Annotated in this window: 21 protein-coding genes; 12 read left to right on the top strand and 9 right to left on the bottom strand. The window is 65.4% G+C overall.

The genetic code is table 11. The annotated features are described in order from the left end of the window. Window positions 1-25 precede the first annotated feature (25 nt). Genes HYH08_RS03230 through aat form a run of 4 tightly spaced genes read left to right on the top strand, consistent with a single transcriptional unit; the run spans window position 26 to window position 3,821 of the window. Window positions 26-1,543 (top strand): sensor histidine kinase, encoded by a 1,518-nt coding sequence (locus HYH08_RS03230; RefSeq protein WP_220008282.1) that lies wholly within the window; start codon window positions 26-28, stop codon window positions 1,541-1,543. Continuing rightward, the gene (locus HYH08_RS03225; RefSeq protein WP_220008281.1) at window positions 1,540-1,980 is read left to right on the top strand and encodes a response regulator; all 441 of its coding nucleotides are present in this window, start codon (window positions 1,540-1,542) and stop codon (window positions 1,978-1,980) included. Before HYH08_RS03230 ends, HYH08_RS03225 begins: the two co-directional genes overlap by 4 nt. Continuing rightward, window positions 1,977-3,092 (top strand): sensor histidine kinase, encoded by a 1,116-nt coding sequence (locus HYH08_RS03220; RefSeq protein ID WP_220008280.1) that lies wholly within the window; start codon window positions 1,977-1,979, stop codon window positions 3,090-3,092. Before HYH08_RS03225 ends, HYH08_RS03220 begins: the two co-directional genes overlap by 4 nt. Window positions 3,093-3,140: 48 nt before the next feature. Further along, window positions 3,141-3,821, top strand: coding sequence for a leucyl/phenylalanyl-tRNA--protein transferase (aat, locus tag HYH08_RS03215; protein WP_220008279.1), 681 nt, complete (start codon window positions 3,141-3,143; stop codon window positions 3,819-3,821). 85 nt (window positions 3,822-3,906) lie between these two features. Here aat and HYH08_RS03210 read toward each other — a convergent pair whose 3' ends face one another. Next, the gene (locus tag HYH08_RS03210; protein ID WP_220008278.1) at window positions 3,907-4,956 is read right to left on the bottom strand and encodes a DUF2155 domain-containing protein; all 1,050 of its coding nucleotides are present in this window, start codon (window positions 4,954-4,956) and stop codon (window positions 3,907-3,909) included. Between the two features lie 270 nt (window positions 4,957-5,226). Between HYH08_RS03210 and HYH08_RS03205 the strand changes: the two genes are divergently transcribed. Next, a complete protein-coding gene (locus HYH08_RS03205) occupies window positions 5,227-6,243 on the top strand; it encodes a Na+-dependent transporter (protein ID WP_220008277.1) in 1,017 nt (338 codons plus the stop codon). Window positions 6,244-6,262: 19 nt separating this feature from the next. Here HYH08_RS03205 and HYH08_RS03200 read toward each other — a convergent pair whose 3' ends face one another. Next, entirely contained in the window at window positions 6,263-6,733 is a 471-nt protein-coding gene (locus HYH08_RS03200; RefSeq protein WP_220008276.1) for a hypothetical protein, read from the bottom strand. A gap of 154 nt (window positions 6,734-6,887) precedes the next feature. After that, on the bottom strand, window positions 6,888-7,826 hold the full coding sequence (locus HYH08_RS03195) for a GlxA family transcriptional regulator (RefSeq protein ID WP_220008275.1): 939 nt from the start codon (window positions 7,824-7,826) through the stop codon (window positions 6,888-6,890). 91 nt (window positions 7,827-7,917) lie between these two features. Between HYH08_RS03195 and HYH08_RS03190 the strand changes: the two genes are divergently transcribed. After that, window positions 7,918-8,604 (top strand): DJ-1/PfpI family protein, encoded by a 687-nt coding sequence (locus HYH08_RS03190; protein WP_220008274.1) that lies wholly within the window; start codon window positions 7,918-7,920, stop codon window positions 8,602-8,604. Between the two features lie 194 nt (window positions 8,605-8,798). Then, the gene (locus tag HYH08_RS03185) at window positions 8,799-9,452 is read left to right on the top strand and encodes a glutathione S-transferase family protein (protein ID WP_220008273.1); all 654 of its coding nucleotides are present in this window, start codon (window positions 8,799-8,801) and stop codon (window positions 9,450-9,452) included. A 356-nt stretch (window positions 9,453-9,808) separates the two neighbouring features. On the opposite strand, the gene HYH08_RS03180 is transcribed toward HYH08_RS03185, so the two are convergent. Next, entirely contained in the window at window positions 9,809-10,216 is a 408-nt protein-coding gene (locus HYH08_RS03180; protein WP_220008272.1) for an NADH:ubiquinone oxidoreductase subunit NDUFA12, read from the bottom strand. A gap of 247 nt (window positions 10,217-10,463) precedes the next feature. Between HYH08_RS03180 and HYH08_RS03175 the strand changes: the two genes are divergently transcribed. The 4 genes from HYH08_RS03175 (at window position 10,464) to HYH08_RS03160 (ending at window position 14,555) form a co-directional block, all read left to right on the top strand. Further along, window positions 10,464-11,093 (top strand): BA14K family protein, encoded by a 630-nt coding sequence (locus HYH08_RS03175; protein WP_220008271.1) that lies wholly within the window; start codon window positions 10,464-10,466, stop codon window positions 11,091-11,093. Window positions 11,094-11,351: 258 nt separating this feature from the next. Further along, window positions 11,352-11,774 carry a response regulator gene (locus tag HYH08_RS03170; RefSeq protein WP_220008353.1) on the top strand — a complete coding sequence of 141 codons (423 nt, stop codon included), beginning with the start codon at window positions 11,352-11,354 and terminating at the stop codon, window positions 11,772-11,774. Continuing rightward, the gene (locus tag HYH08_RS03165; protein WP_220008270.1) at window positions 11,771-14,008 is read left to right on the top strand and encodes a CHASE3 domain-containing protein; all 2,238 of its coding nucleotides are present in this window, start codon (window positions 11,771-11,773) and stop codon (window positions 14,006-14,008) included. Before HYH08_RS03170 ends, HYH08_RS03165 begins: the two co-directional genes overlap by 4 nt. A 61-nt stretch (window positions 14,009-14,069) precedes the next feature. Then, on the top strand, window positions 14,070-14,555 hold the full coding sequence (locus tag HYH08_RS03160) for a DoxX family protein (RefSeq protein WP_220008269.1): 486 nt from the start codon (window positions 14,070-14,072) through the stop codon (window positions 14,553-14,555). A 14-nt stretch (window positions 14,556-14,569) separates the two neighbouring features. Here HYH08_RS03160 and HYH08_RS03155 read toward each other — a convergent pair whose 3' ends face one another. The 5 genes from HYH08_RS03155 to HYH08_RS03135 form a co-directional block, all read right to left on the bottom strand. Then, on the bottom strand, window positions 14,570-16,570 hold the full coding sequence (locus HYH08_RS03155) for a 3-hydroxybutyrate oligomer hydrolase family protein (protein WP_220008268.1): 2,001 nt from the start codon (window positions 16,568-16,570) through the stop codon (window positions 14,570-14,572). 3 nt (window positions 16,571-16,573) lie between these two features. Then, complete coding sequence (locus HYH08_RS03150; protein ID WP_220008267.1) at window positions 16,574-16,903, bottom strand: AtuA-related protein; 330 nt, start codon at window positions 16,901-16,903, stop codon at window positions 16,574-16,576. A 34-nt stretch (window positions 16,904-16,937) separates the two neighbouring features. Further along, the gene (locus HYH08_RS03145) at window positions 16,938-18,335 is read right to left on the bottom strand and encodes a DUF6351 family protein (protein ID WP_249782245.1); all 1,398 of its coding nucleotides are present in this window, start codon (window positions 18,333-18,335) and stop codon (window positions 16,938-16,940) included. Window positions 18,336-18,625: 290 nt separating this feature from the next. Further along, window positions 18,626-19,960 (bottom strand): acyclic terpene utilization AtuA family protein, encoded by a 1,335-nt coding sequence (locus tag HYH08_RS03140; protein WP_220008265.1) that lies wholly within the window; start codon window positions 19,958-19,960, stop codon window positions 18,626-18,628. Between the two features lie 11 nt (window positions 19,961-19,971). Continuing rightward, window positions 19,972-21,282, bottom strand: coding sequence for a CitMHS family transporter (locus HYH08_RS03135; protein WP_220008264.1), 1,311 nt, complete (start codon window positions 21,280-21,282; stop codon window positions 19,972-19,974). A gap of 115 nt (window positions 21,283-21,397) precedes the next feature. Between HYH08_RS03135 and HYH08_RS03130 the strand changes: the two genes are divergently transcribed. Beyond that, window positions 21,398-22,309, top strand: coding sequence for a LysR family transcriptional regulator (locus tag HYH08_RS03130; protein ID WP_220008263.1), 912 nt, complete (start codon window positions 21,398-21,400; stop codon window positions 22,307-22,309). Window positions 22,310-22,322 lie beyond the last annotated feature (13 nt).

Genomic DNA, 22,322 nt, shown 5'->3' with positions numbered 1-22,322 from the left:
TGCAACGTAACAAGGCAAACCCATCGTGACGGCTGACGCACAGCGGCGGCGCACGGTGGTGCAAATCCTGCTGCTTTCGGCGGGCCTTCTGGTGCTGACCGTGATCAGCGCCGGCTCGGTCTACCTCGTCAACAAGGCGCGCGACGACGCCAAATGGGTCGTCCATACCCTGGAGGTGGAAAACCAGCTCAACACCCTGCTGCTGGAGATCCGTCGCGCCGAGAGCGGTGCGCGCGGCTACCTCCTGACCGGCGAGGACAATTTCAAGGCGGACCACGAAAAGGCGGTCGCCGCGATCGTGCCCGCGCTGGACCGGATCACGCGTCTGACTGGCGACAATCCGGCCCAGCGCGACAGCATCGAAAAGCTGAGCGCGGCCATCGAGACCCGGCTCGGCCAGTTTGGCCAGGAACTGGAGTTCGTGCGGCAAGGCCAGCCCGACAAGGCTATCGCGCTGGTCCGCGAGGCCGCCGCCGCCAACACCACCGCCACGATCGGCACCGTGGCGGGCTCGATGATCCAGGAAGAAGAGCGCCTGTTCCGGCTGCGGACCGTCAACGCCGACCGAAGCCAGACCTTCGCGGCCTCCATGACGGGCATCGGTTCGGGCCTGGTCGTGCTGTTCGCCCTCATCTCGATCTGGCTGGTGCGACGATCCGCCCGGGCCCGCGACAACGCCGAAGTGCGCCTGCGCGATTCCAACGTCAATCTGGAGGCCATCGTCGATAGGCGCACCGCCGATCTGCGCGAGGCCAACGACGAGATCCAGCGCTTTGCCTATATTGTCAGTCACGATCTGCGCTCGCCACTGGTCAACATCATGGGCTTTACCAGCGAGCTGGAGGAATTGGGCAAGGACATCTTTCGCCGGATCGGAGGCCTCGCCGGAGCGCCGGTGGGCGGGCCGCCGGCCGAAATCGCCGATATGCCGCTCGATGGCCCCGACAAGCAACTTTCGGCGGATTTTTCCGAGGCGCTCGGCTTCATCAAATCCTCGATCGCCCGGATGGACCGCCTGATCTCGGCGATCCTCAACCTCACCCGGGAGGGCCGGCGCGAGTTCCAGCCGGAGAACATCGAGACCCGCGAATTCATCGAGGGCATCGTGGCCTCGCTAGCGCATCAGGCCGCCGAAGCGCAGGCCGAGATCCATATCGAGCCGCTGCCCAATATCGTCAGCGACCGGCTTGCGCTGGAACAGATCTTCTCCAATCTGATCGACAATGCGATTAAGTATCTCAAGAACGGCGTCCCCGGCACGATCAGAATCCGCGGGCGCACCAAGCTCGGCTACGCTATCTTCGAAATCAGCGATAACGGCCGCGGCATCGATCCGAAGGACCATCAGCGGATCTTCGACCTGTTCCGTCGTGCGGGAACCCAGGACAAGCCCGGTCAGGGCATAGGTCTTGCACATGTGCGTGCACTTGTGCGTCGCCTTGGCGGCACCATGTCGGTATCGTCGGAACTGAACGCGGGCAGCACTTTCACGATCACGCTGCCCATCAATTGGAACGCCAGCAACCGGAACGCCGATAAATGACTCAGCCCGTCAGCATCATCATGATCGAGGACGACGAGGGACATGCGCGGCTGATCGAGCGCAACATCCGCCGGTCCGGCGTCAACAACGAGATCATCTCCTTCCAGAACGGCACCGATGCCATGCAGCATTTGTTCGGCGCCGACGGCAGCGGCCTCGTGCAGAAGGGCAACGCGCTGCTGATTCTGCTCGACCTCAATCTCCCTGACATGACCGGGATCGACATCCTGAAGCAGATCAAGGAGAACAAATATCTGAAGGCTTCGCCCGTGGTGGTGCTGACCACGACGGATGATTCCCAGGAGATCAAGCGCTGCTACGAGCTCGGCTGCAACGTCTACATCACCAAGCCCGTCAATTACGAGAGTTTCGCCAACGCCATCCGGCAGCTCGGGCTGTTCTTCTCCGTCATCCAGGTCCCGCCCGCCGCCACATGAACCAGCGCACGCCAACACTGCTCTACATCGACGACGACGCAGGCCTCGCGCGCCTGGTCGATCGCGGCCTGTCGCGGCGCGGCTACAGGGTCATTCATGCCGCCAGCGGCGAGGAAGGCCTGGAGCGCATCCGCAGCGCGGGGGCCCAGGGCAGCAGCGCAGGCTGCATCGACGTCGTCGCGCTCGACCAGTACATGCCGGGCCTCGACGGCCTCGAGACGCTCGAGCAGATCATGGCGATCCCGGACGCCCCGCCCGTGGTGTTCGTCACGGCCTCGCAGGATTCCAGCATCGCGGTGACGGCACTTAAGGCGGGCGCGGCCGATTACCTCGTCAAGGACGTCAAGGGCGACTTCATCCCCCTGCTCCACGTTGCCGCCGACGGCGCGCTGCGCCAGGCCGAACTGCAGAAGGCGCGCGAGGAAGCCGAGGCAGAGATCCACGCTTCACGCGACCGCTACGCAGCTCTTGCCGCCGAGCGCGAGCTGCTGCTGCGCGAGGTCAACCACCGCGTCGGCAACTCGCTCCAGATCATTGCCTCGCTGCTGCACCTTCAGGCGAGCTCCGCCGGCCAAGACGAGGTCAAGGCCGCCCTCACCAACGCGATGGGCCGCGTTGCCGCGGTGGCGCAGGTGCACCGCCGCCTCTACACCTCGCAGGACCTCAAGAGCGTCGTCCTCAACCAGTATCTGGACTCGCTGCTCGAGGATCTCCGCCGCTCCGCCGAAGGCAACCGGATGTCGCGCCTGACGGTGAAAGCCGAGGCGATCGAGATCGACCCGGACCGCGCGGTCGCCGTCGGCATCATCGTCAACGAACTGGTGATGAACGCGGTGAAATACGCCTATCCCGATGGCGCCGGTCCCATCCATGTCGAGCTGACCTCGCAGGGCGAAGATCTCCTGCTCTCGATCACCGATGACGGCGTCGGCGACAAGGTGAAGGCGGATCCGCGCTCCACCGGCATGGGGCAGCGCATCGTCGCGGCGATGGCCGCGAAACTGGATGCGACCGTCGAGCGCGACCCCGCCCACAGCGGCACCCGCGTCATCCTGCGGTTCCGCCGCGTGCCCGACGCGCCCTCCAAGGCCGGCACCGCCGCCGCGGGCTGAGCTGCGCCGCCCATCGCAACGCCGCCGCGATCCTGCTATGATCGCGTCATGACTTCTCGCGACTCCGCCTCGTCTGAAATCACGCCCGCCGTGCTGCTGCGCGCCTATGCCTGCGGTATTTTTCCGATGGCCGAGAGCGCCGACGATCCGACCCTGTTCTGGGTCGAGCCGGAATTGCGCGGCGTCATCCCGCTCGACGGATTCCGCGTTGCCTCGCGGCTCGCGCGCACCGTGCGTTCGGATGCGTTTCGCGTCACCGTCAACACCGCGTTCAAGGCGACGATCGCCGGCTGCGCGGCGCCGCAGCAAGGGCGCGAGGACACCTGGATCAACAAGCGCATCCGCGATCTCTATGGCGGCCTCTACGAGCTCGGCCATTGCCACAGCGTCGAGGCCTGGCAGGGCGACGAACTCGTCGGCGGTCTCTACGGCGTCAGTCTCGGTCGCGCCTTCTTCGGCGAGAGCATGTTTCACACCGCGCGCGATGCCTCGAAGGTGGCGCTGGTGCATCTGGTCGCGCGGCTGATCCATGGCGGCTTCGAGCTGCTCGACACGCAATATGTCACCGAGCATCTGAAGAGTTTTGGCGCGGTCGAGATCTCGCGGCGGCGCTACACCGCCCTGCTCGACAAGGCGCTGGCCGGCGAGCCCGGCGACTTCCTCAGGCTTTCGGCAGGCGCGGCGATCCCGGGCGCACGCGCACTCGAGATCATCGCCTCACGGCAATAGAAACCGATGGATTGCGTTGGCCGGAGGCCACCTCCCCCTACGGGAGAGGTGAAGGAGCCCGGAGCTCTCAGCCTGATCTGATACCCTACCGACTGCCGAACCCCGGAATACCGAACAGACCGCGCTGCTCCTGCGGCGGAGGTGGCGGCGGCGCCGGTTGCGCTTGCGGCGGTGGCGGCAACGGCTGCGGCGGGCGCTGCTGCACGGCCTGTTTCGGCGCGGCCTTCTTCTGCGCGGGAGGCGGCGGAGGGGTTGCGGGCTTGTTCGCGGGATCGGGCGCCGCGGTCGCGATGGTCTGCTGCGGCTCTTTGCAGTCGGTCAGCCAGATGTCGTAGATCGGATGCTCGACGCCGTGCAGGCCCGGGCTTGCCGCGTACATCCAGCCCGAGAAGATCCGCTTCACCTCGCCCTGCAAGGTGATCTCGTCGACCTCGACGAAGGCGTCGGTGTTGGCGGCTTCCGTCGCCGGCCGCGTGTAGCAGGCATCGGTCTTGACCCTGAGCGCGCCGAACTGGACGGTCTCGCCGATATCCTCGTCGAAATTGATGATGCGCCCGGTGATCTTGTCGAGGCCCGAGAAGGTCGCCTTCTTGTTCACGATCTTCTGGGCCGGCGGCTCGGTCACGACCTCGTCGCCCGGCTGCAGGCTGGCCGGGGTCTGCGGCACGGGACCGGCGGGGCCGCCCTTCTGCGGAGGCTGGCGCTGACCGGGAGCAGCCGGCGGCACGGCGCCCGGCGCATTGGGCGGCGCGACCGCGACGGCGGGCGGCTGGTTCGGCGGCGCTGCGGGAGAGCCCGGCGGCGGCGCCAAAGGCTGGCTCTCGACCGGCCCGGGCATCACGTTGCCCTGACGGCCCTGCGGCGGCGGCATCGGACGCGACGGCAGCACCCGCCCTTGCGGCGGCAGCTCGGGCACCTCTTCGTCGTCGTCAGGGATTTGCGGCTGCGGCTGGCCGCGGGGAATGCTGCCGGGCGGCCGCAGCGGCGGCGGATCGGAAAAGATCGTACCGATTTGCGCCTGAGCCGGCGTTGCAGCCGTCAGTGCGGTGGCGGCCAAAAGCGCCGCTAGGCCTGTCAGGGTAAATGTTCGAAACATCTCGCGCGGCTTCAACAGCGAATCGGGCTTGCTGGACATTCTACAGGGGATACCGCCGCTCGCAGGCCCTCCGGTTAACACGCCGAATACGGCGGGGAAAGGGCGGCATCCCAGCCCTGCCCGCCGCCGGCTGGCCAGAGCGCCGGCCGGATGGGATAGTCGGGCGCCCTCCCGGGGGGCGGCACGGGGCGATTCCGCCCGTATCCACGTCCCGAAGCAGCCACGCCTGAACGACGGCCTGTCCCCGGCGCGTTCTTCCATGGCGGCGTGCTCATCCGGACGACGGACCTTCACTGACGCGACATCGAGATGCCTGCCGTTCTTCAAACCATCTTCGCCCTTCCTCTGCGCGTCCTCACCTGGCTCGGCGGCCAGGGCACGCGCGCGGTTGCCGCGATTGCGTTCATCGCGGTCGCCGTTCCGCCGCTCGGCGCGCTGCTGCGCCCCTACGTCACCGAGGCGATCCTTGCCCTGCTCTGCATCTCCTTCATGCGCGTTGATCTCGTGGCGCTGCTCGGCCATCTGCGCCGCCCCGCGCTGATCGCCAGCGCAACGCTCTGGACCACGATCGGCGTGCCGCTGATCGTCGGGCTGCTCGCCCATGGCGGCGGACTCGACACAAGCTCGCCCGGCCTGTTCCTCGCGCTGATGCTGCAGGGCATGGCCTCGCCGATGATGGCAGCGCCTGCGCTGGCGGCGCTGATCGGCCTCGATGCCACGCTGCCGCTGGTGACGCTGGTCACCGCCACCGCGCTCGTGCCCTTCACCGCCTCGCTGTTCGCAAGCCTGTTTCTCGGCGGCATGCTCAGCATCTCGCCGCTCGCGCTCGGCACGAAACTGCTCGGCATCCTCGCGGTCTCGCTGATCGGCGCAACCGCGATCCGCTGGCTGTTCGGCGCCGAAGCCATCCACCGCCACAAGCGGCCGATCGACGGCTTCAATATCCTCATCCTGCTGGTGTTCGCCTCCGCCGTAATGGGCGATGTCGCCCACGACTTCGTCGCCGATCCCGTCTTCACGATCGGCGTCGCCCTGCTCGCTTTCGCCGTCTATTTCACCCTGCTCGCGGTCACGACGCTGATCTTCCGCCGCGCCGGCTATGAGCGCGCCTTCGCGGTCGGGCTGATGGTGTCACAGCGCAATCTCGGCCTGATGCTGGCCGCAACCGCAGGCGCACTGCCGCCGGCGACCTGGCTCTACTTTGCGCTGACGCAGTTTCCGATTCATCTTGCGCCATATCTGCTGACGCCGATCGCGCGGCGCTTGACGGAGCGGGCAACCAACTCGGCTCCCGCACCTGCGGGCGGCACGACCTCGTCGCGCTGACGACGAACGCCCTTGTCGGCTACTTCAGAGCCAGGCTGCTGCAATACCAGGGAATGTCATTGGGTCTCCACCCGATCAACATCGATGTCGCCCGGCATTCTTCGTAGCTCTTGAAACCATAGATGTTTCTGCATGGTATTGCCGACATCCCCCCGGCAGACAGCGAGCAGCCATGGTTGGCCGCGCTTGGCGTGCTCGCGCTGGTGGCGCAACCGCCGACACAGCTGCCGGTGAGCGTGGCAAGCCTGGCGATCTTGGCGGAGTCGGAAATCGGAGCCGCCAACACGCCACCGACGGTCGCGGTCTGCGCCCCGTCGTAAATGGCGCTGCGGACAACCGGGTGCTGTTTCGGCTTGAGCCGCGCTGTCGGGGCGTCGACAGCGACGCCGGGAATGGATGTTGCCGTTTGCGACAAGGCCGAACCGCCCGACCCGCAGACGATCAAGGCGACGCAAAAGAAGAGAGCAGCTCCACGCGACGAGAATCTCATGACCACGTCTCCCTACGCTGACGGCCGAGACTACGCGCTTTGGTTGAACACGACAAGATTGTCGCCGACGTGACAGAAGCAAGTTCGGGAGCGCTTTGCCGGCTTTCATGCAAGCCTCTCTGCTGAGCCAAGCAAGCCTCCTCGAACCGGTCCACTACCCCGCCCGCGCCGCGCGCCGCAGCGCCTGCGGCGGCTGGCCGAAGGCGCGGATGAAGGCGCGCCGCATCCGTTCGGGGTCGCGGAATCCGGTCGTCTCCGCGACGAGCTCGATCGCCTCGCGCGAGGACTGCACGCGCTCGCGGGCGACCTCGAGCCGCAACTTCTCGATCGCCTTGGACGGCGTCGTGCCGGTCTCGGCGGCGAAGGCGCGGGCGAAGTGGCGCGCGCTCATCCCGGCGCGGTCGGCGAGATCCTCCACCGTCAGCGGCGCGTCGAGATTTTCGCGCGCCCAGGACAATAGCGCACCGAAGCGGCCGTTCGGCGCCTTCAATTCCAGCAGCGACGAGAATTGCGACTGCCCGCCGCTGCGGCGGTGGTAGAGCACGAGCTGGCGCGCGGCCTGTTGCGCGATCTCCTCGCCATGGTCCTCGGTGACCATCGCAAGCGCAAGGTCAATGCCGGCGGTGATACCCGCGGACGTCCACACATTGCCGTCACGGGTGAAAATCTGGTCCGGCTCGAACTTGATCTTTGGATAGCGCGCGACGAAATCGCGTGTCCGTCCCCAATGCGTGGTGGCGCGGCGGCCGTCGAGCAGGCCGGCCTCCGCCAGCACATAGGCGCCGGAGCAGACGCTCGCGACCCGCACGCCGCGCTTCGCCAGCCGCTGGACGAAAGCGCGCGTGACCTCGCAGCGCGCGGCCTCGTTCACGCCCGCGCCCCCCGCGATGACCAGCGTCGTGATCGCGTTCGCCGATTTGAAATCGCGCGCCATCATCTCGACGCCCGACGAGCTCGCCACCAGCCCCGCCTTCACCGCCAGCACGCGCAGCGCCAGCGGCTTGCCGGTGGCGCGCGCCGCGATCTCGAACACCGAGATCGGGCCTGCCGCGTCGAGCAGCTGGAAATCCGGGAAGATCAGGATGCCGATCATGTTCATGTCCGAAAGTGAGGGAATTATGCCATTTTGGACAGAAGGGCATCATGCCAGTTTGCGTCCGTCAAGCGCTTCATTGGAGGTTCTCATGTCGGCGCCGCTCCAGATCGGACTTTTGGTGTTTCCCCGCGTCACCCAGCTCGACTTCACCGGCCCGTTGCAGGTGTTCTCGGCCCTGCCCGGCGCCAAGCTGCATCTGATCTGGAAACGGATCGAGCCGGTGCCGAGCGATGCCGTGCTGACGCTGACGCCGACCACAACGTTCGCCGACTGCCCGCAGCTCGACGTGATCTGCGTGCCTGGCGGCCGCGGCACCGACGACCTGCTCAATGACGAAGAGGTGCTCGATTTCCTGCGCCGGCAGGCCGAGGGCGCGAAGTATGTCACCTCGGTCTGCACGGGATCGCTGGCGCTCGGCGCCGCCGGCCTGCTCAAGGGCTACCGCGCGGCCACCCATTGGAGCGCGATGGAGATGCTCGGCCAGTTCGGCGCAACCCCGACCAAGACCCGCGTCTGCATCGACCGCAACCGCGTCACCGGCGGCGGCGTCACCGCAGGAATTGATTTCGCGCTGACGCTGGTGTCGATCCTGGCCGACCGCGCCACGGCGGAGGCGATCCAGCTGGGGATCGAATACAATCCGGCGCCGCCGTTCAACTCAGGCTCGCCCGACACCGCGCCGGCGGAGGTCCTTGCTTCCGTCAAGGCGCGTATCGCGCCGTTGCAGCCCCACCGTCTCGACGCCGTGAAGCGCGCGGCCGAGCGAGTGAGCTAGGCCCTGCTCCCATTTCCCGGACGCGGTGCGGCACGCAGCGACGCTCCGCAGAGCCGGATCCAGCAGGCCGCACGGATCGCAGCAACATGGGCCCCGGCTCTGCAGCGCACTCACTGCTGACACGACGTTGTCAGGAGGCCGTCGGGACAATCAGGAATGCGACCGCCCCCGGTCGCGTAGCGGAGGACCTGACCATGGCGCGATATCGGCTGCACTGTGTCGGCGCTTCCGGCAATTCGTTCAAGGTCGCGCTCTTCCTCAACTGCGCCGGACTCGACTGGGAGCCGGTAGGCGTCGACTTCGCCGGCGGCGAGACCCGTACTCCTGACTGGCGGGCGTCGACCAATGTGATGGGCGAAGTGCCTGTGCTCGAGGCCGACGGCCGGCTGATGAGCCAATCCGGTGCGATCCTGCTGTGGCTCGCCGAAACCCACGGTATGTTCGGTCCGACCCGCGAGGAAACATTCGAGACGAGGCGCTGGCTGCTGTTCGACAATCACAAATTCACGGGGAATTTCGCGCAGCATCGGTTTCAACGTTGCTTCACGCCGGAGCCCGCCCATCCGGCCGTGCTCGCTTATCTGCGCGCGCGGACCGAGAGCGCGTTCTCGATCGTCGACAGGCACCTCGCCGACCGCCGCTTCGTGCTGGGAGACCGGCCAACGGTCGTCGATTTCTCGATGCTCGGCTATCTCTACTATCCAGCCGAAGAGACGGGTTTCGATCTTGCCGCGGCGTTCCCGTCCATCGATGCCTGGCGCCGGCGTGTGGCCGAGCTGCCGGGCTGGAAGCCGCCCTATGATATGATGCCGCTCGGCAACTCGCCGCCGCTCCGCCTCTATCTCTGAGACCGAGCGACAGATACAAGAAAAAGGCCGCCCGGTTTCCCGAGCGGCCTTTCCTGTCTTACGGCGGCTGCACATTCACATCGGGCGATTTGGGAACTTCCAGACCGGGGGCCTATCTCCCGATCGAGTCCTTCCTCGGCGGCCGCTGCATTTCGGGACAGTCGCGAGCTGTTGCCCGACCGAACGCGATGGTCTCCCATCTCCGTAAGATGGGTTGATTGAGCCGCATCGGCCGCATTGGCGCAACGCCGGCGCAAGCAGCTTCCCCGCTGTTCCCGTTGTCCACAGCGGCGTCAGGCGGATGCGTGTGCATCCAGTCGAAGCGGACGATCGCCGGATTTAGGCCGGCGGGAGAATCAGGCCGGCGTCCAGGGCTGGTAGTCGCCGGTCGCCTTGGGACGCTTGCCGCTGGCCAGCGTCGAACCGGAGGGCCGGTAGGCCTTCGCCGTGCCGGTGAGATTCGGCTGGTGCGGCTTTTCCCACTCGCGGGGCTGGTAGTTGATCTTGGTCGGCGGGATGTCGACGACGTGATGGATCCAGCCATGCCACTCCGGCGGGATACGGCTGGCCTCGGCATAGCCGTTATAGATCACCCAGCGCCGCTCGAAGCCGAGCGCCGGATCGATCGCCCCGCCGCGGGTGCGATAATAGAGGTTGCCCTGCTCGTCCTGGCCGACCAGCTCGCCATAGCGCTTGGTCCAGAGCTGGGTGCCAAAGGTCTGGCCATTCCACCAGGTGAAGAACTTCAGGAAGAATTGTTTCATGCGGCAAGGGCCCTGCTTCGTCGGGTCCTGATGCCATCCGGACGGGGAAATGTCCAGTTCGCCGCGTGCGGGCGCTCCCTGCCGCAAACGCGGGAGCCGGTCGGCAACCGTCCCTGCCGCACATCCGGCGCGATCCGTTCATGCCGGGTACAGTGCCGCGGTGAGAAGCTGCCGCGTCGTGCAAACCCGCGTGAGCCAGGAACCACCGCGCTGTCGTGGGGTTGGCTTGCGGGAAAGGAGTTTGATCATGAAAAGTCTGAAAGTTTTGAGTGCCGCCGCAGCCCTGGCGCTGGTTCTTCCGATGGCAACGCCGAGCTTCGCGCAGGGCCGTGGTGGCCATGGCGGTTTCGGCGGGGGCGGCGGTGGAGCCCATTTCGGCGGTGGCGGTGGCGGCGCCCACTTCGGCGGGGGCGGCTTCGGCGGTGGCGCCCGCATGGGCGGCGGTGGATTTGGCGGCGCGCGGATCGGCGGTGGCGGCGGCAGCTTCACGGCCAACGCCGCAGCACGCAGCGGGCCAGTTTTTGCCGGTGGCGGCGGTCGTAATTTCGCGGTCGCAGGCAACCACTGGAACGGTGGCGGCGGTGGCTGGAATGGCGGCCGCTGGCATGGCGGCGGCTGGCATCACCGCGGCGGCTTCTGGCCCGGGTTCGCAGCTGGCGCCGCGATCGGCGGCCTCGGTTCCTATGCCTACTACGGTGGCGGGTACTACGACGACCCCTACTATTACGGCGACACGTACTATGACGAGCCGTCGGTGGCCGTTGTACAGGATGGTGGTGGCGACTCCTCCGCTTATTGCGCGCAGCGCTACAAGTCCTACGATCCGGCCTCGGGCACCTACCTCGGCTATGACGGCGAGCGTCATCCCTGCCCGTAGCGATATCGACACGGCTTGAACGACAAGGCGTCGCAGCAATGCGGCGCCTTTTTCGCGCAGGCTATGCCTTCTCACCTGTTTCGCCTGCACCTTTCGTTTGCATCGATTTTCGGTACCTCCCGCGTTGTCTACAAGTCGATGCAAAACGGACCTTTATTCACCGAACCGTGCATATCTACCCTGATCCAATCCAAAATTGACCCGACGCACGATTCACCTGTATCACCAATGCGGGGACTTCGATTGCTGGGAAATGTCATGCCGCGTATCCTCGTGGTAGACGACGATCCGATGGTCGGCGCGACCATCGAGGTCCTCCTCCAACGTCAGGGCTTCGACGTCACGCTGGCCGACGGCGGTGAAACGGGGCTGTCTGCGCTGGAAGCGCAAACCTATGATGTGATGCTGGTCGATATCTTCATGCCGCATATGCGCGGCTTCGAATCCATCCGCATCTTTCACGAGCGCGCGCCCGCGATCCCGCTGATCGCGATGTCCGGCTATGCCTTCGCCTCGTCCGCCTCGCCCACACCCGACTTCCTGCGCATGGCGCTGGAGCTCGGTGCGGCGCGCTGCCTGCGCAAGCCGTTCACGCCGGACGCCCTGCTGACCACCATCCGGGAATGTCTCGCCGATGCGGGCGGGAACGCACAGCCGAAGGACAAGAAAGAAGCCCCTTGATCCCAACGCAGCGCGTCATTCTCGGTGCTGGACTTGCAATCCTCCTGATCATCACCGCAGCCTCGATCGGCCTCGACGTCAAGTCGCGGTCGGATACGGCGTGGGTCAATCACACCATCCAGGTGCAGAAGAAGATCTCCGACCTGCGCGTGCTGTTGCGCCGCGCCGAAAGCGCCGCGCGCGGCTACGAGATCTATCGCAGCCAGGGCTTCAACGACGAATTCCAGGCGGTCCGCGCCGAGATCGCTCCGGCGCTTGCGGACCTGAAGCGCGGCGTCCGCGACAATGCCGATCAGGTCGCGCTGCTGGAGGGCACCGAGCCGCTGGCGCTGCGCCGGATCGAGATCGCCGCCGAAGCGGTGCGCCTGCGCGCGTCGAACGACCAGGCCGGTGTTGCCGCGCTTCAGGGCAAGGGCGAGGGCCGCGGCCTGATGGACACGGTGATGGCCAATCTCGATCATTTGAGCGCGGAGGAAGAGCGGCTGCTCGCCGCGCGCTCGCAGGATTCGCGCCGCACCGGGATCGTGCTGCTCGGCATCGACGTCGCCGGCGCGCTGGTGATCCTGCTGCTGGTGGTGATGGTGATGCGCGAGAGCCAGCGTACCGAGGTCGCGCTGAAGAACACGCTGCTGGAGACGACGGCCGCCAACGAGCAGCTCGAGGCCGCGGTCGCCGAGCGCACCGAGCATCTCGTCGCCGCACATGACGAGTTGCGTCTGTCGGTCAACGTGCTCCAGAGCACCTTCCACAGCATGGCCGAGGCGGTGCTGGTCATCGACAGCGAAGGCACCGTGCTGCTGTCCAATCCGGCCGCCGAGCGCATGCTGCTGCATCGCACCGGCATGAATCTCGGCAATCTTCGCGCGATGTCCGAGGTCTATCACGGCGACGGCGTCACCCTGCTCAAGCCCAATGAGCTGCCCTCCGCACGCGTGCTGCGCGGCGAGCAGTTCGAGGCGATGGAGATGATCGTCCGCCCGCACAGCGGCAATCAGGCGCGCCATCTCATGATCAGCGGCCGGCCGATGCGGGACGCACAGGGCGACATCTCCGGCGCGGTGCTGGTCTATCATGACGCGACCATTTCGCGCGAGACCGAGCGGCAGCTACACCAGTCGCAGAAGCTCGACGCGATCGGCAAGCTGACCGGCGGCGTCGCGCACGACTTCAACAACATGCTGACCGTGATCTCCGGCAACACCGAGACGCTGGTGGCGAGCCTGAAGCAGCAGCCCGAGCTGCAGCGCGTGGCACGGCTGATCGACGATGCCGCCGAGCGCTGCGCCGAGCTGATCCAGCATCTGCTCGCCTTTGCGCGCAAGCAGCCGCTGCAGCCGCGCAATGTCGACATCAACGCGGCGATATCGGACATCGCAAAGCTGCTGCGCCCCACTCTCGGCGAGCAGATCCAGATCGAGACCGTGCTGGAACAGGGCCCGATGACGGCGCATATCGATCCGTCCCGGCTCACCAATGCCGTGCTCAACATGGCGATCAACGCCCGCGACGCCATGCCGAACGGCGGCAAGCTGCTGCTGGAGACCCACCGCGTCGTGCTGGACGAAGCCTATGCGCAGGCCAATGCGGACGTCGTGGCCGGGCCTTACGTGATGCTCGCCGTCAGCGACACCGGCACCGGCATGCCGCCCGATATCCAGGAGAAGGCGTTCGAGCCCTTCTTCACCACCAAGGAGGTCGGCAAGGGATCCGGCCTCGGCCTTTCCATGGTCTACGGCTTCGTCAAGCAGTCCGGCGGCCACATCAAGATCTACAGCGAGGAAGGCCACGGCACCACGATCAAGCTCTACCTGCCGCCGGGCGAAGGCACGAGCGAAGTGGCCGCGAGCACCGCGGCGCAGGCCGAAGGCGGCGCGGAGACCATCTTCGTGGTCGAGGACGATCCGCTGGTGCGCAACTTCGTCACCGCGCAGCTCCAGAGCCTCGGCTACAAGACCATTGCCGCCGGCGACAGCCGCGCCGCGCTGCAATTGATCGAGGCCGGCCAGCCGTTCGATCTGCTCTTCACCGACGTTGTCATCCCCGGCGGCATGAGCGGCCGCGAGCTCGCCGACGAGGTGGCAAAGCTCCGGCCGGGCGTGAAGGTGCTCTACACCTCCGGCTACACCGACAACGCCATCGTCCACCACGGCAAGCTGGATGACGGCGTGCTGCTGCTGACAAAACCCTATCGCCGCAACCAGCTGGCGGAGATGATCCGGAAGGCGCTGGGTTGAGTTGCATCAAGGCGCTCTGCGACTTCAGGCCTTAGGTTCTTCCATGCAAGGAGAACCAGCCATGTTCATATCGCCGGACGATTTCCGGATCAAAGCAGAGACTTTCGACCCCACGAAAATCGAGAACATCGTCCGCATCGCCTGCGGCGTGTTCTATCTTCCGCATGTCGCCGGAAAGTTCATCGGCCTCGGCGTTCTCAATCCCGCCATCGTCAAGTTCTTCGCTGCCGCCGGCCTGTCGCCGCCGGAGGCGTGGGTCTACCTCGCTGCGGCCGCCGAATTCTCCGTGGCCGTTGCCTTGACGCTCGGCATCTGCACGCGCTTCGCCGCGCTCGGCTCGGTCGCGTTGATGGCGGTCGCCGTCTATTCGCTGCAGGTCGTGAAAGGCTTTGGCTGGACCTGGAACACGGGCGGCTACGAATATCCGGTGTTCTGGGGCATCTGCTCGCTGGCCGTCGCCGTGCACGCCTGGAAGGCGTGGCTCGGCGCACGCAAGCAGGTCGTCGAGGCCGGCGGCCGCACGGTGCGGATGGCACCCGCCGAATAGAGGCCCGCGCAAACTCAATCCGGCATCAGAACCCGGCCCTGCTCGACGAGGATCTTGTCGCCCTCGGCCGGGGCGGCCGAAATTGAAGGCATGTTCGCGGACTGCAGCAGGGGAGCCTTCCCCGGCTCGCCTCCGCGCGGCATTGTCCGAACCACCTGACTCGGGGGCAACGGCGCCTTGTCGGTCAGGTGAGCCCACATCAGGTCAAGCGCGCGCAGATGATAGAGGACGAGCGGAACCATTCTGCTGTCGAAGCCCGGCAGATCGGTCCCGAAATGCTCTGCGTTCGTAACCTCGATATATCGCAACTTCGAGCTCTCCCCTTCGACGATATTGTTCAGGCCGAGATAGGGACGAGACGAGAAACTGACGGGAACGCGGTCATCACTGCGGCCATGCACGATGATCGTTGGCAACCCGCGCAACTGGCCTGATGCCAGAAACTCGTCAATGCCGGTCTTCACGCGCTGCGATGCCGGCGCGTTTCCGGTCACGAGATCACGAATACAGATGGCGCCATCCAGGTTGAAATCCTGCCGCCCCGTGCTGGGCGACACCGAGAGCCAGCTCCGCCGCGCCCCCGTCGGATCGCTGTCGTTGATCACGTCGATCGTTCCGGCCGGCGCGCCGCCCGGCGCAACGGAGAAGATCGTCGCCCCGAGACCGGGGGGCACGGCCACCGGCCGCCCGTCCGCATCCGTTGCAGCGTAGCTGTAACCGCAGACACGGTCGCGCACGTCGAAGCGGCCGTGATCGTTGACGTACTTGGTCGCAGTCGCATCAGGTGCCACGAAATAGCCGAAGGCGTGACCGACGTCGGTCTCCTCGTCCCAACCGTAAGCATGCATGCGATCGAGCGCTTCGCGTGCCTGGTCGGCCAGCGTCGCGGACGTCAACAATCCCTTGTCGTGAAGAGACTGGCAGCGGTTGGCCGCGTAGGGCACGCGATCCCGCAATGGAATATCTGGTACCGCCAGCACCGCGCAGGGCTGATAGAGATTCCCGAAGCTGAAATAATCGAGCAAGGTCCGGCCCGAGCCGCGCCGCTCCACAGGCCCGCGCTTCACGACCACCCGGTCGTCAGGCTTGAGCTGGACCTGCGGCTCGCGTGCGACGACACCGTCCAACAGGTGATCGGCGTCCTTTTCCGCGCCATAGAGAACGGCTCCTCCGCCGTTCGAGCTTCCCGTCGCAATGACGATCGTGTTCTCGCGCGTGAACGCCGGATCCCGCTTCGCCAGCTCGACGAATGCGAATTTCACCGATCGGAGCAGGTCGGTGCCCCAATCCTTCTCGGGATTCTGCTTCGAATGCGCGGCCTTGAATGCGACACGATGCGGCCATGCAGCGAGGAACGAGGTTCGCGCCGCATCGTCGAGGTCGGCGCGAAAGTGAGCTTTGGACCCGGCCGCTGCTGCCGGCGCTTGCGGTCCGTCGATCAGGTTTACGGTATCGTTTTCCAGAAGATGGAAACCGTTGCCGTGTCCTTTGTCGTTGTAGACGACGGCACAGCGATGCCGCAGCCCCCAATAGCCGAAGTCGACGATGTCACGAAACAGGCTCGCCGAGCCCGCGACCGGAATTGCGATGAGGCATCGCCTCTCCGTCGAGAGGTCCGAGGGAATCTGGAGCAGCATCGCAACGTTCTGCCTGCCGTCCCCATCGTCCGCATAGGCAAGAATTTCGTCGCCGGCAATCTTGCCGCCATCCTCGAATGATTTGCCGGTCTCCTGATCGACATTGGGACCGAACAGCCGGCCATAACCCTGCCCCTTGCTCGTCCGGTAGAATATCGAAGCGCGGCGGAGCTCCTGTGCCGTTGGATGCAGAGGATCCGCAAAGCGAGGTGCGGCCCCCGTCATAGCCTCTGCGCCCATCCCCGCGGTGACGAGGTCATCCGAGGCGCCGTCATAATGGCTCACTTTTTCTTCATGCAGCCAGACCGGCAGCTCGCCCGCGGGAGCTGCCACGATCGATATCAGTGCGATGGAAGCGACAAGGAAGGTTTTGATCATGGCCTACTCGTGCGAAGCGGATCTGATGTCATCGGGAAGGTCCATGTTCAGCAAGGCCGAGCTGAGCGACTTTCCGTGTGCATCGATCGCGAGGGATCGCGTCACGCCGCCGCCAAGCGCCTCGGTCATGACGAAGTTCAGGGCCGCGATGCCAGGCAATTCGTATCGCCTGACCTCGCCTTGGACGACGCCGTCGAACAACTGCCTGACCCGCTCGGCGGTGACGTAGTCGCACAGCACGCCGTAGTCGTTCGGGTCGTAGGCGATCAGGGAGACGTTCGAAATGTTGCCCTTGTCCCCCGTGCGCGAGTGCGCGATGTCCCGTAATTTCATGGAGGCACCTTTCTCCTGTCGGCAGGTCTGCTCGTCAGCGGCGATATGCGGGCGCCGTCAGCGGGTCGGGGTAACGATGGCCATCGGTGCAGCTAAAGCTCGTCGCTTCGTTCGGGTTTCCCCGTCCGTCATAACGAGACTGCTGCGGATAGGGGCAAAGTGGTCGCGTGAGCGCAATCCCTTGCGACGTCTCATCGTTGACGAACTTGGTCGCCATGATCCGATCCGGCGCAGTCTTTTGCTCCACCCAGACCTCCAGCGCCCGCTGCGCGTCAATCACGTTGGGGCCCTCACCTCCCTTGCAATGCTCCATGCCGGGCGCGAGGAAGAGGCGATAGAAATCGGCGCTCGTCGTGACGGATGCGGTGTCCGACTTGGCAAGCGCGCGCTGCACCGCCTCGAAATAGTCGATGGAATCGCGGGGCGGCACCACCGGATCCGCCAAGCCGTGATAATGGATCATCTTGCCTCCGGACGCGCGAAACGCAGACAGGTTCGCATCCATCGCATTGATCGTCGCGGCAAGCTTGTCGTCGACCGCCTTCATATCGCGATCGAAATCGAACGACGCCCAATCCCAATTCGCGTCGTCGAAGGCCCATATCTTCCAGAAATTGGAGCGGGCCGGCTTATCCGGATGCGACGGGTCCGCCCAATACAGGCTCCAGCCCGGCAGCGACTTGACGACGTGTCCGGAGTTCTCGCTGCCCTTGGGCCACGCATAATAAATTGCTTCGCCGCTCTTCGGGTTGCGCGCCCCGCGATACATGCGCTCCAGGGCTTCGGCCTCGGCTTCCGAAAGGCAGTCGGCCTGATCGCCCGCCTTGCACAGGATGTCCTTCGGCTTGAAGTCGCATGCTTCGGGATCCATCAGAAACTTGTCGGTTGCGAGGCCGCCATCCCGTCCGCGGCACGCCTTCAGGACGGCCGCCGAGACCGTCGCGAGCTTTGCCGGCGGAATGATCGGCGCGGCGCCAGGACCTTTGCGATTGGCCACGAATTGCCACAAGAACCCGGCATTGAGATGTGTGCGATTGTGCCCGGGATCGCCGGCGATGATGCCATCGAAGTCGGCGGGATAGCGCTGCGCCTCCATGAAGGCTTGATGGCCGCCGGTCGAGCAGCCGGAAAAGTAGGCGTGATGCGCGGTCTCTCCGTAGCGCGCCACGACGACCGCCTTGGCGGCCAAAATGGTTTCGTGCACGGCGCGGTGCGCCCAATCGACGATCGCTTCGGGATGCCCCGCGGCGAAATCGGGGTCATCGCCCTGATGGCCGGTATCGGTGCCCGCAACCGCGTAGCCACGCTTCAATTGTTCGGCGAGCGACGAATATGCAATTTTGGAACTGTAGCCGCCATTGCCGAACATCTCGAGCTTGCCGTTCCAGCCCGTCTCCGGAAGCCATATCTCGAAGCCGATCTTCGATCCCATGACCGGCTGCGCCGTTCCATGCACGCGGCAAAAAGCAGGCATATCCGTCAGCTGCTGACCATCGGGCGCAGCGAAGAGACCGGGACGCTGATCGTCAGCGACGTCGATCCGGACGTGATCGATCTTGACGCTCCTCACGTCATCGCAGCGCGTCCCGGCCCATGCAGATCCGCCCGCCACCACACTGCAAGCCACGATCGCGAGGTGGTGAATTGTCTTTCTTGTTCGACCCTGCGGTGACGCGTGATGCATGGTGCGTTTCCTTGTTTTCGGCGCCGATTTTTTTGCGCTCACGTTTCGAAATACTGGATCGACGTCGCAACGTCGGTCTCCGGAATCAAAGTGGACGCCACGGCAACGACCTCACGGGCCGATTTCCAGGCGCCGCCGCCGCCGGCTGGACCATTGGTGTAGAGGGTCTCGACCTCCTCGCCGATACGTTTGGCCTCAGTCAGTGTTTCGGTGCGGCCGATCACACGAACCCGCACCTCGTAGGGATGGGCGTCCTGCGACAGGCTCTCGCCATGGAGCGCGTTCGATCCGATGAGATCGCACCGCAGTTCGCTCGTTTCCACGCCCGCGATCGCAAGCCGTTCCCGCACGATCTCGATCGCCAGCCGTCCGCGCTCGAGGGCACCCGGCCCGGCATAGGATATCTGGCCTTCGCCGACATAGCTGTCGATGTAGCCGACCGACACTTTCAATTCGCCGGTCTTCGGCGTGCCGGTCGCACCGAACACATGGACGCGATCCTCGCCAACCTCTTCGACCTGGACAAGCGAGAAGTCGGCGACCACGTCGGGCTGGAAATAACGGGCGGGATCGTGGATCTCGTAGAGCAACTGCTCCTTGACCGTCGCGGCCGTCACCTGGCCGCCCGACCCCGGCACCTTGGTGACGACGAGATCCCCGTCCTCGCGCACTTCGCCGATCGGAAAACCGAGGCGAGCAAGACCTTTGACGTCCTTGTATCCGGGATCGGCAAAATAGCCGCCGGTGATCTGGCCGGCGCACTCCAGGAGATGGCCGACCAGAATGCCTTTGCCCAGCAGAGGCCAATCGTCCATTGCCCAGCCGAATTCGTGGATCAACGGACCGAGGAAAAGCGAGGGATCGGCGGCCCGCCCGGTGATGACGACATCGGCCCCTTCACGCAAAGCCTGCGCGATCGAAGCGCCGCCGAGATAGGCGTTGGCGGACGCGATGCGATTGCCGAGACCATCGACGGTGCAGCCGATGTCGAGCGGACGATCGGAGTTTTTCAAATCGCCGAGCACGTCGTCGCCCGTGACGGAAGCGATCTTGAGCCCGCGAAGGCCGAGCTGCCGCGCGATCGCTGCCGCGGCCCGCGCTGCGGATTGCGGATTGGCGGCGCCCATGTTCGTGACGATGCGGACGCCGTTGGCGCGGCAGGCCGGTAGCACCGCCTTCATCCGCGCCTCCAGCAACGGGTCGAACCCGGCGTCCGGATCCTTCAGGCGAGCAGCCTGCGCCAGTGCAATGGTGCGCTCGGCAAGGCATTCGAACACCAGATAATCGAGCTTGCCATGTTCCGCGAGCTCGACGGCCGGTTCGATGCGGTCACCCGAATAGCCGGCACCTGCTCCCAGTCTGATCGTGCGCATTCATCACCTCGCTACAGCGGGAAAAGGCCGAGACAGACGCAGGCTATCGTCATCACCACGGATGCGGCAAAGAGAAACGGTATCGTGAACTTCTGATGGTCGGCGAGATCGATGCCGGTCAGGCCGACGACCAGGAACGTCGCGGGCGTCAACGGGCTCACCGGAAAACCCGTCGTCATCTGCCCCAGCAAGGCGGCCTGCGCAAGCTGGACCTTGGGCACGCCGAGCTGTCCCCCGACCTCGGCTAGAACGGGGAGAACGCCGAAATAAAACGAGTCCGGATCGAACAGGAGGCTGAGCGGCATCGCAACGACGCCGAGCACGACCGGCATGAATTTCGCTGCGCCCGCCGGCACGAAGCCGACGGCATCCTGCGCCATCGCCTTCAACATCCCTGAACCCTGCATGATGCCCGTGAACACGCCCGCCGCGAGCAGGATCGAGGCCATCAGCAGCGCCGCCCTCGCATGTGCATCCACACGCCGGCGCTGGTCGTCGACATTGGGATAGTTGATGAGAAGCGCCAGACAGGTGCCGATCATGAACACGATCGCGGGCGCCAGTTTGTCCCCGAGAGCGACCATGGTCCCGAGCACGATCACGGTCAGCACGATGTTGATCCAGAAGTTGCGCGGCCGCCGCAGCTTGAGCTCGGCTTCGCTCAGGGTTCGTTGTGCCTGGACGTCGACGGACGCTCCGGCTTGCAGGCCGAGCCGCTTCTCTTCCCTGCGCCCCAGCCAGTAGGAGACGGCGAAAATGAAGACGATGCCGGCCAGCTGAACCGGCACCAGCGGGTTGAATATCTCGGGGATCGGCAGCTTGAGCGACGCCGCGGCCCGGATCATGGGGCCGGTCCAGGGCAGGAAGTTCACGCCGGCGGCCAGCGAGGCCGCACAGGCGAGAATGCGGCGATCGATGCCGAGGCGATCGTACAAGGGCAGCATCGCCGGAATGGTGATGAGAAAGGTGACGGCGCCGGAGCCGTCGAGATGGATCAGCAGGGCCAGCAGGGTCGTGCCCATGACGATCCGCGTCGGCCGTGTCCCGACGGTGCGCAGGATGCGGTCGATGATCGGGTCCAGCATGCCCGCATCCGTCACCACGCCGAAGAACAGGATCGCGAACACGAACATGCCGACGACGGGCGCGAGGCTCTGCAGGCCGCCGACGATGAACTTGCTGGTGTCCCAGCCGAAGCCGCCGATCAGGCAGGCAGCCAGCGGGATGAGAATGAGCGCGATGAGCGGCGACATCCGCTTCGTCATGATGACCAGAAGCAGCACCGCAATGGTGGCAACGCCGAGCAACGCCAGATTGTGCATGTCCTCGCCTGACCGTTCTTTTCGCGGGATCGCTCCCGAACACTTGCCGCAAATTGAATGCGTCGACAGGCATTAGGCAATTGAAATGATTCAATCGCAGCGATAGAGAAACGTTATGGATATCAACGTCCGGCAACTCCGCTCCTTCGTCGCGGTCGCCAAGCTCGGCAGCTTCACCCAGGCGGCATCGGTCCTGCACGTGTCGCAGCCGACCTTGTCGGTGCAGATCCGGCGGCTGGAGGAATCGCTGAGGCTACGGCTGTTCGACCGCAATCCGCGATCGGTCGCGTTGACCCGCATGGGGCGCGAGCTGCTGCCCGCGCTCGAACGCACGTTGCAGGATCTTGAATCCCTGCTCAGCGATGCCCGCGATGTCGCGGGCGAACGGCGCGGCGTCGTCCGCATCGCGGCGCTGCCGTCCTTTGCGGCCGGCGTGCTGCCCGACGTGATCGGCGGTTTCCGGACGCAGAATCCCGGCGCCTCCTTCGCATTGAAGGACGTCATCGCCAGTCGCGTGCTGGCGCTCATTCGCTCCGAAGAGGTGGATCTGGGTCTGACGGGTGGAGACGTGTCGTTTCCCGATATCGAGACCCTGTTCACGGCCCGCGACGAGATGAGCGTGGTCTACCCCGACTCCCATCCGATCGGCGCGCAGCGTCGCATCACGGCGCGCGTGCTGGCCCAATATCCGCTCGTGATGATGGATCAGGGCACCAGCGTCAGGGCCGTCACCGACCTCGCCTTCAACCGATCGGGACTTCTGCCGGCGCCGGCGTCGGAAGCCACCTATATGATGACGGCCATCGGCATGGTGCGGGCCGGCATAGGCCTCACCATCCTGCCGACGTCAGCGCGCGAAATCTTTGCCGAACCCTCGCTGCGCAGCCGCAGGATCAGCGACAGCAACTTTTCGCGGCCGGTCGCGCTGATCAAGAAGGCGCACCGGACCCTTCCGCCGCTCAGCCGGTTGTTCGCGGAGTATCTCCAGGCGAGCAGACGCGGCCTGTTCGCGGGACGCCGATCCTGAACCCTAAAGAGCG

This window comes from Bradyrhizobium sp. BR 10289 (assembly GCF_019455385.1).
In the GTDB taxonomy this organism is placed as follows: domain Bacteria; phylum Pseudomonadota; class Alphaproteobacteria; order Rhizobiales; family Xanthobacteraceae; genus Bradyrhizobium.
The sequence above is the reverse complement of the archived record's forward strand: the minus strand, read 5'-3'. Positions and strand labels throughout refer to the sequence as shown.

Coding starts and splice junctions, on each gene's coding strand:
- HYH08_RS03225 (WP_220008281.1), top strand. CDS start 1,540: ATGACTCAGCCCGTCAGCATCATCATGATCGAGGACGACGAGGGACAT.
- HYH08_RS03220 (WP_220008280.1), top strand. CDS start 1,977: ATGAACCAGCGCACGCCAACACTGCTCTACATCGACGACGACGCAGGC.
- aat (WP_220008279.1), top strand. CDS start 3,141: ATGACTTCTCGCGACTCCGCCTCGTCTGAAATCACGCCCGCCGTGCTG.
- HYH08_RS03210 (WP_220008278.1), bottom strand. CDS start 4,956: ATGTCCAGCAAGCCCGATTCGCTGTTGAAGCCGCGCGAGATGTTTCGA.
- HYH08_RS03205 (WP_220008277.1), top strand. CDS start 5,227: ATGCCTGCCGTTCTTCAAACCATCTTCGCCCTTCCTCTGCGCGTCCTC.
- HYH08_RS03200 (WP_220008276.1), bottom strand. CDS start 6,733: ATGAGATTCTCGTCGCGTGGAGCTGCTCTCTTCTTTTGCGTCGCCTTG.
- HYH08_RS03195 (WP_220008275.1), bottom strand. CDS start 7,826: ATGATCGGCATCCTGATCTTCCCGGATTTCCAGCTGCTCGACGCGGCA.
- HYH08_RS03190 (WP_220008274.1), top strand. CDS start 7,918: ATGTCGGCGCCGCTCCAGATCGGACTTTTGGTGTTTCCCCGCGTCACC.
- HYH08_RS03185 (WP_220008273.1), top strand. CDS start 8,799: ATGGCGCGATATCGGCTGCACTGTGTCGGCGCTTCCGGCAATTCGTTC.
- HYH08_RS03180 (WP_220008272.1), bottom strand. CDS start 10,216: ATGAAACAATTCTTCCTGAAGTTCTTCACCTGGTGGAATGGCCAGACC.
- HYH08_RS03175 (WP_220008271.1), top strand. CDS start 10,464: ATGAAAAGTCTGAAAGTTTTGAGTGCCGCCGCAGCCCTGGCGCTGGTT.
- HYH08_RS03170 (WP_220008353.1), top strand. CDS start 11,352: ATGCCGCGTATCCTCGTGGTAGACGACGATCCGATGGTCGGCGCGACC.
- HYH08_RS03160 (WP_220008269.1), top strand. CDS start 14,070: ATGTTCATATCGCCGGACGATTTCCGGATCAAAGCAGAGACTTTCGAC.
- HYH08_RS03155 (WP_220008268.1), bottom strand. CDS start 16,570: ATGATCAAAACCTTCCTTGTCGCTTCCATCGCACTGATATCGATCGTG.
- HYH08_RS03150 (WP_220008267.1), bottom strand. CDS start 16,903: ATGAAATTACGGGACATCGCGCACTCGCGCACGGGGGACAAGGGCAAC.
- HYH08_RS03145 (WP_249782245.1), bottom strand. CDS start 18,335: ATGGGATCGAAGATCGGCTTCGAGATATGGCTTCCGGAGACGGGCTGG.
- HYH08_RS03140 (WP_220008265.1), bottom strand. CDS start 19,960: ATGCGCACGATCAGACTGGGAGCAGGTGCCGGCTATTCGGGTGACCGC.
- HYH08_RS03135 (WP_220008264.1), bottom strand. CDS start 21,282: ATGCACAATCTGGCGTTGCTCGGCGTTGCCACCATTGCGGTGCTGCTT.
- HYH08_RS03130 (WP_220008263.1), top strand. CDS start 21,398: ATGGATATCAACGTCCGGCAACTCCGCTCCTTCGTCGCGGTCGCCAAG.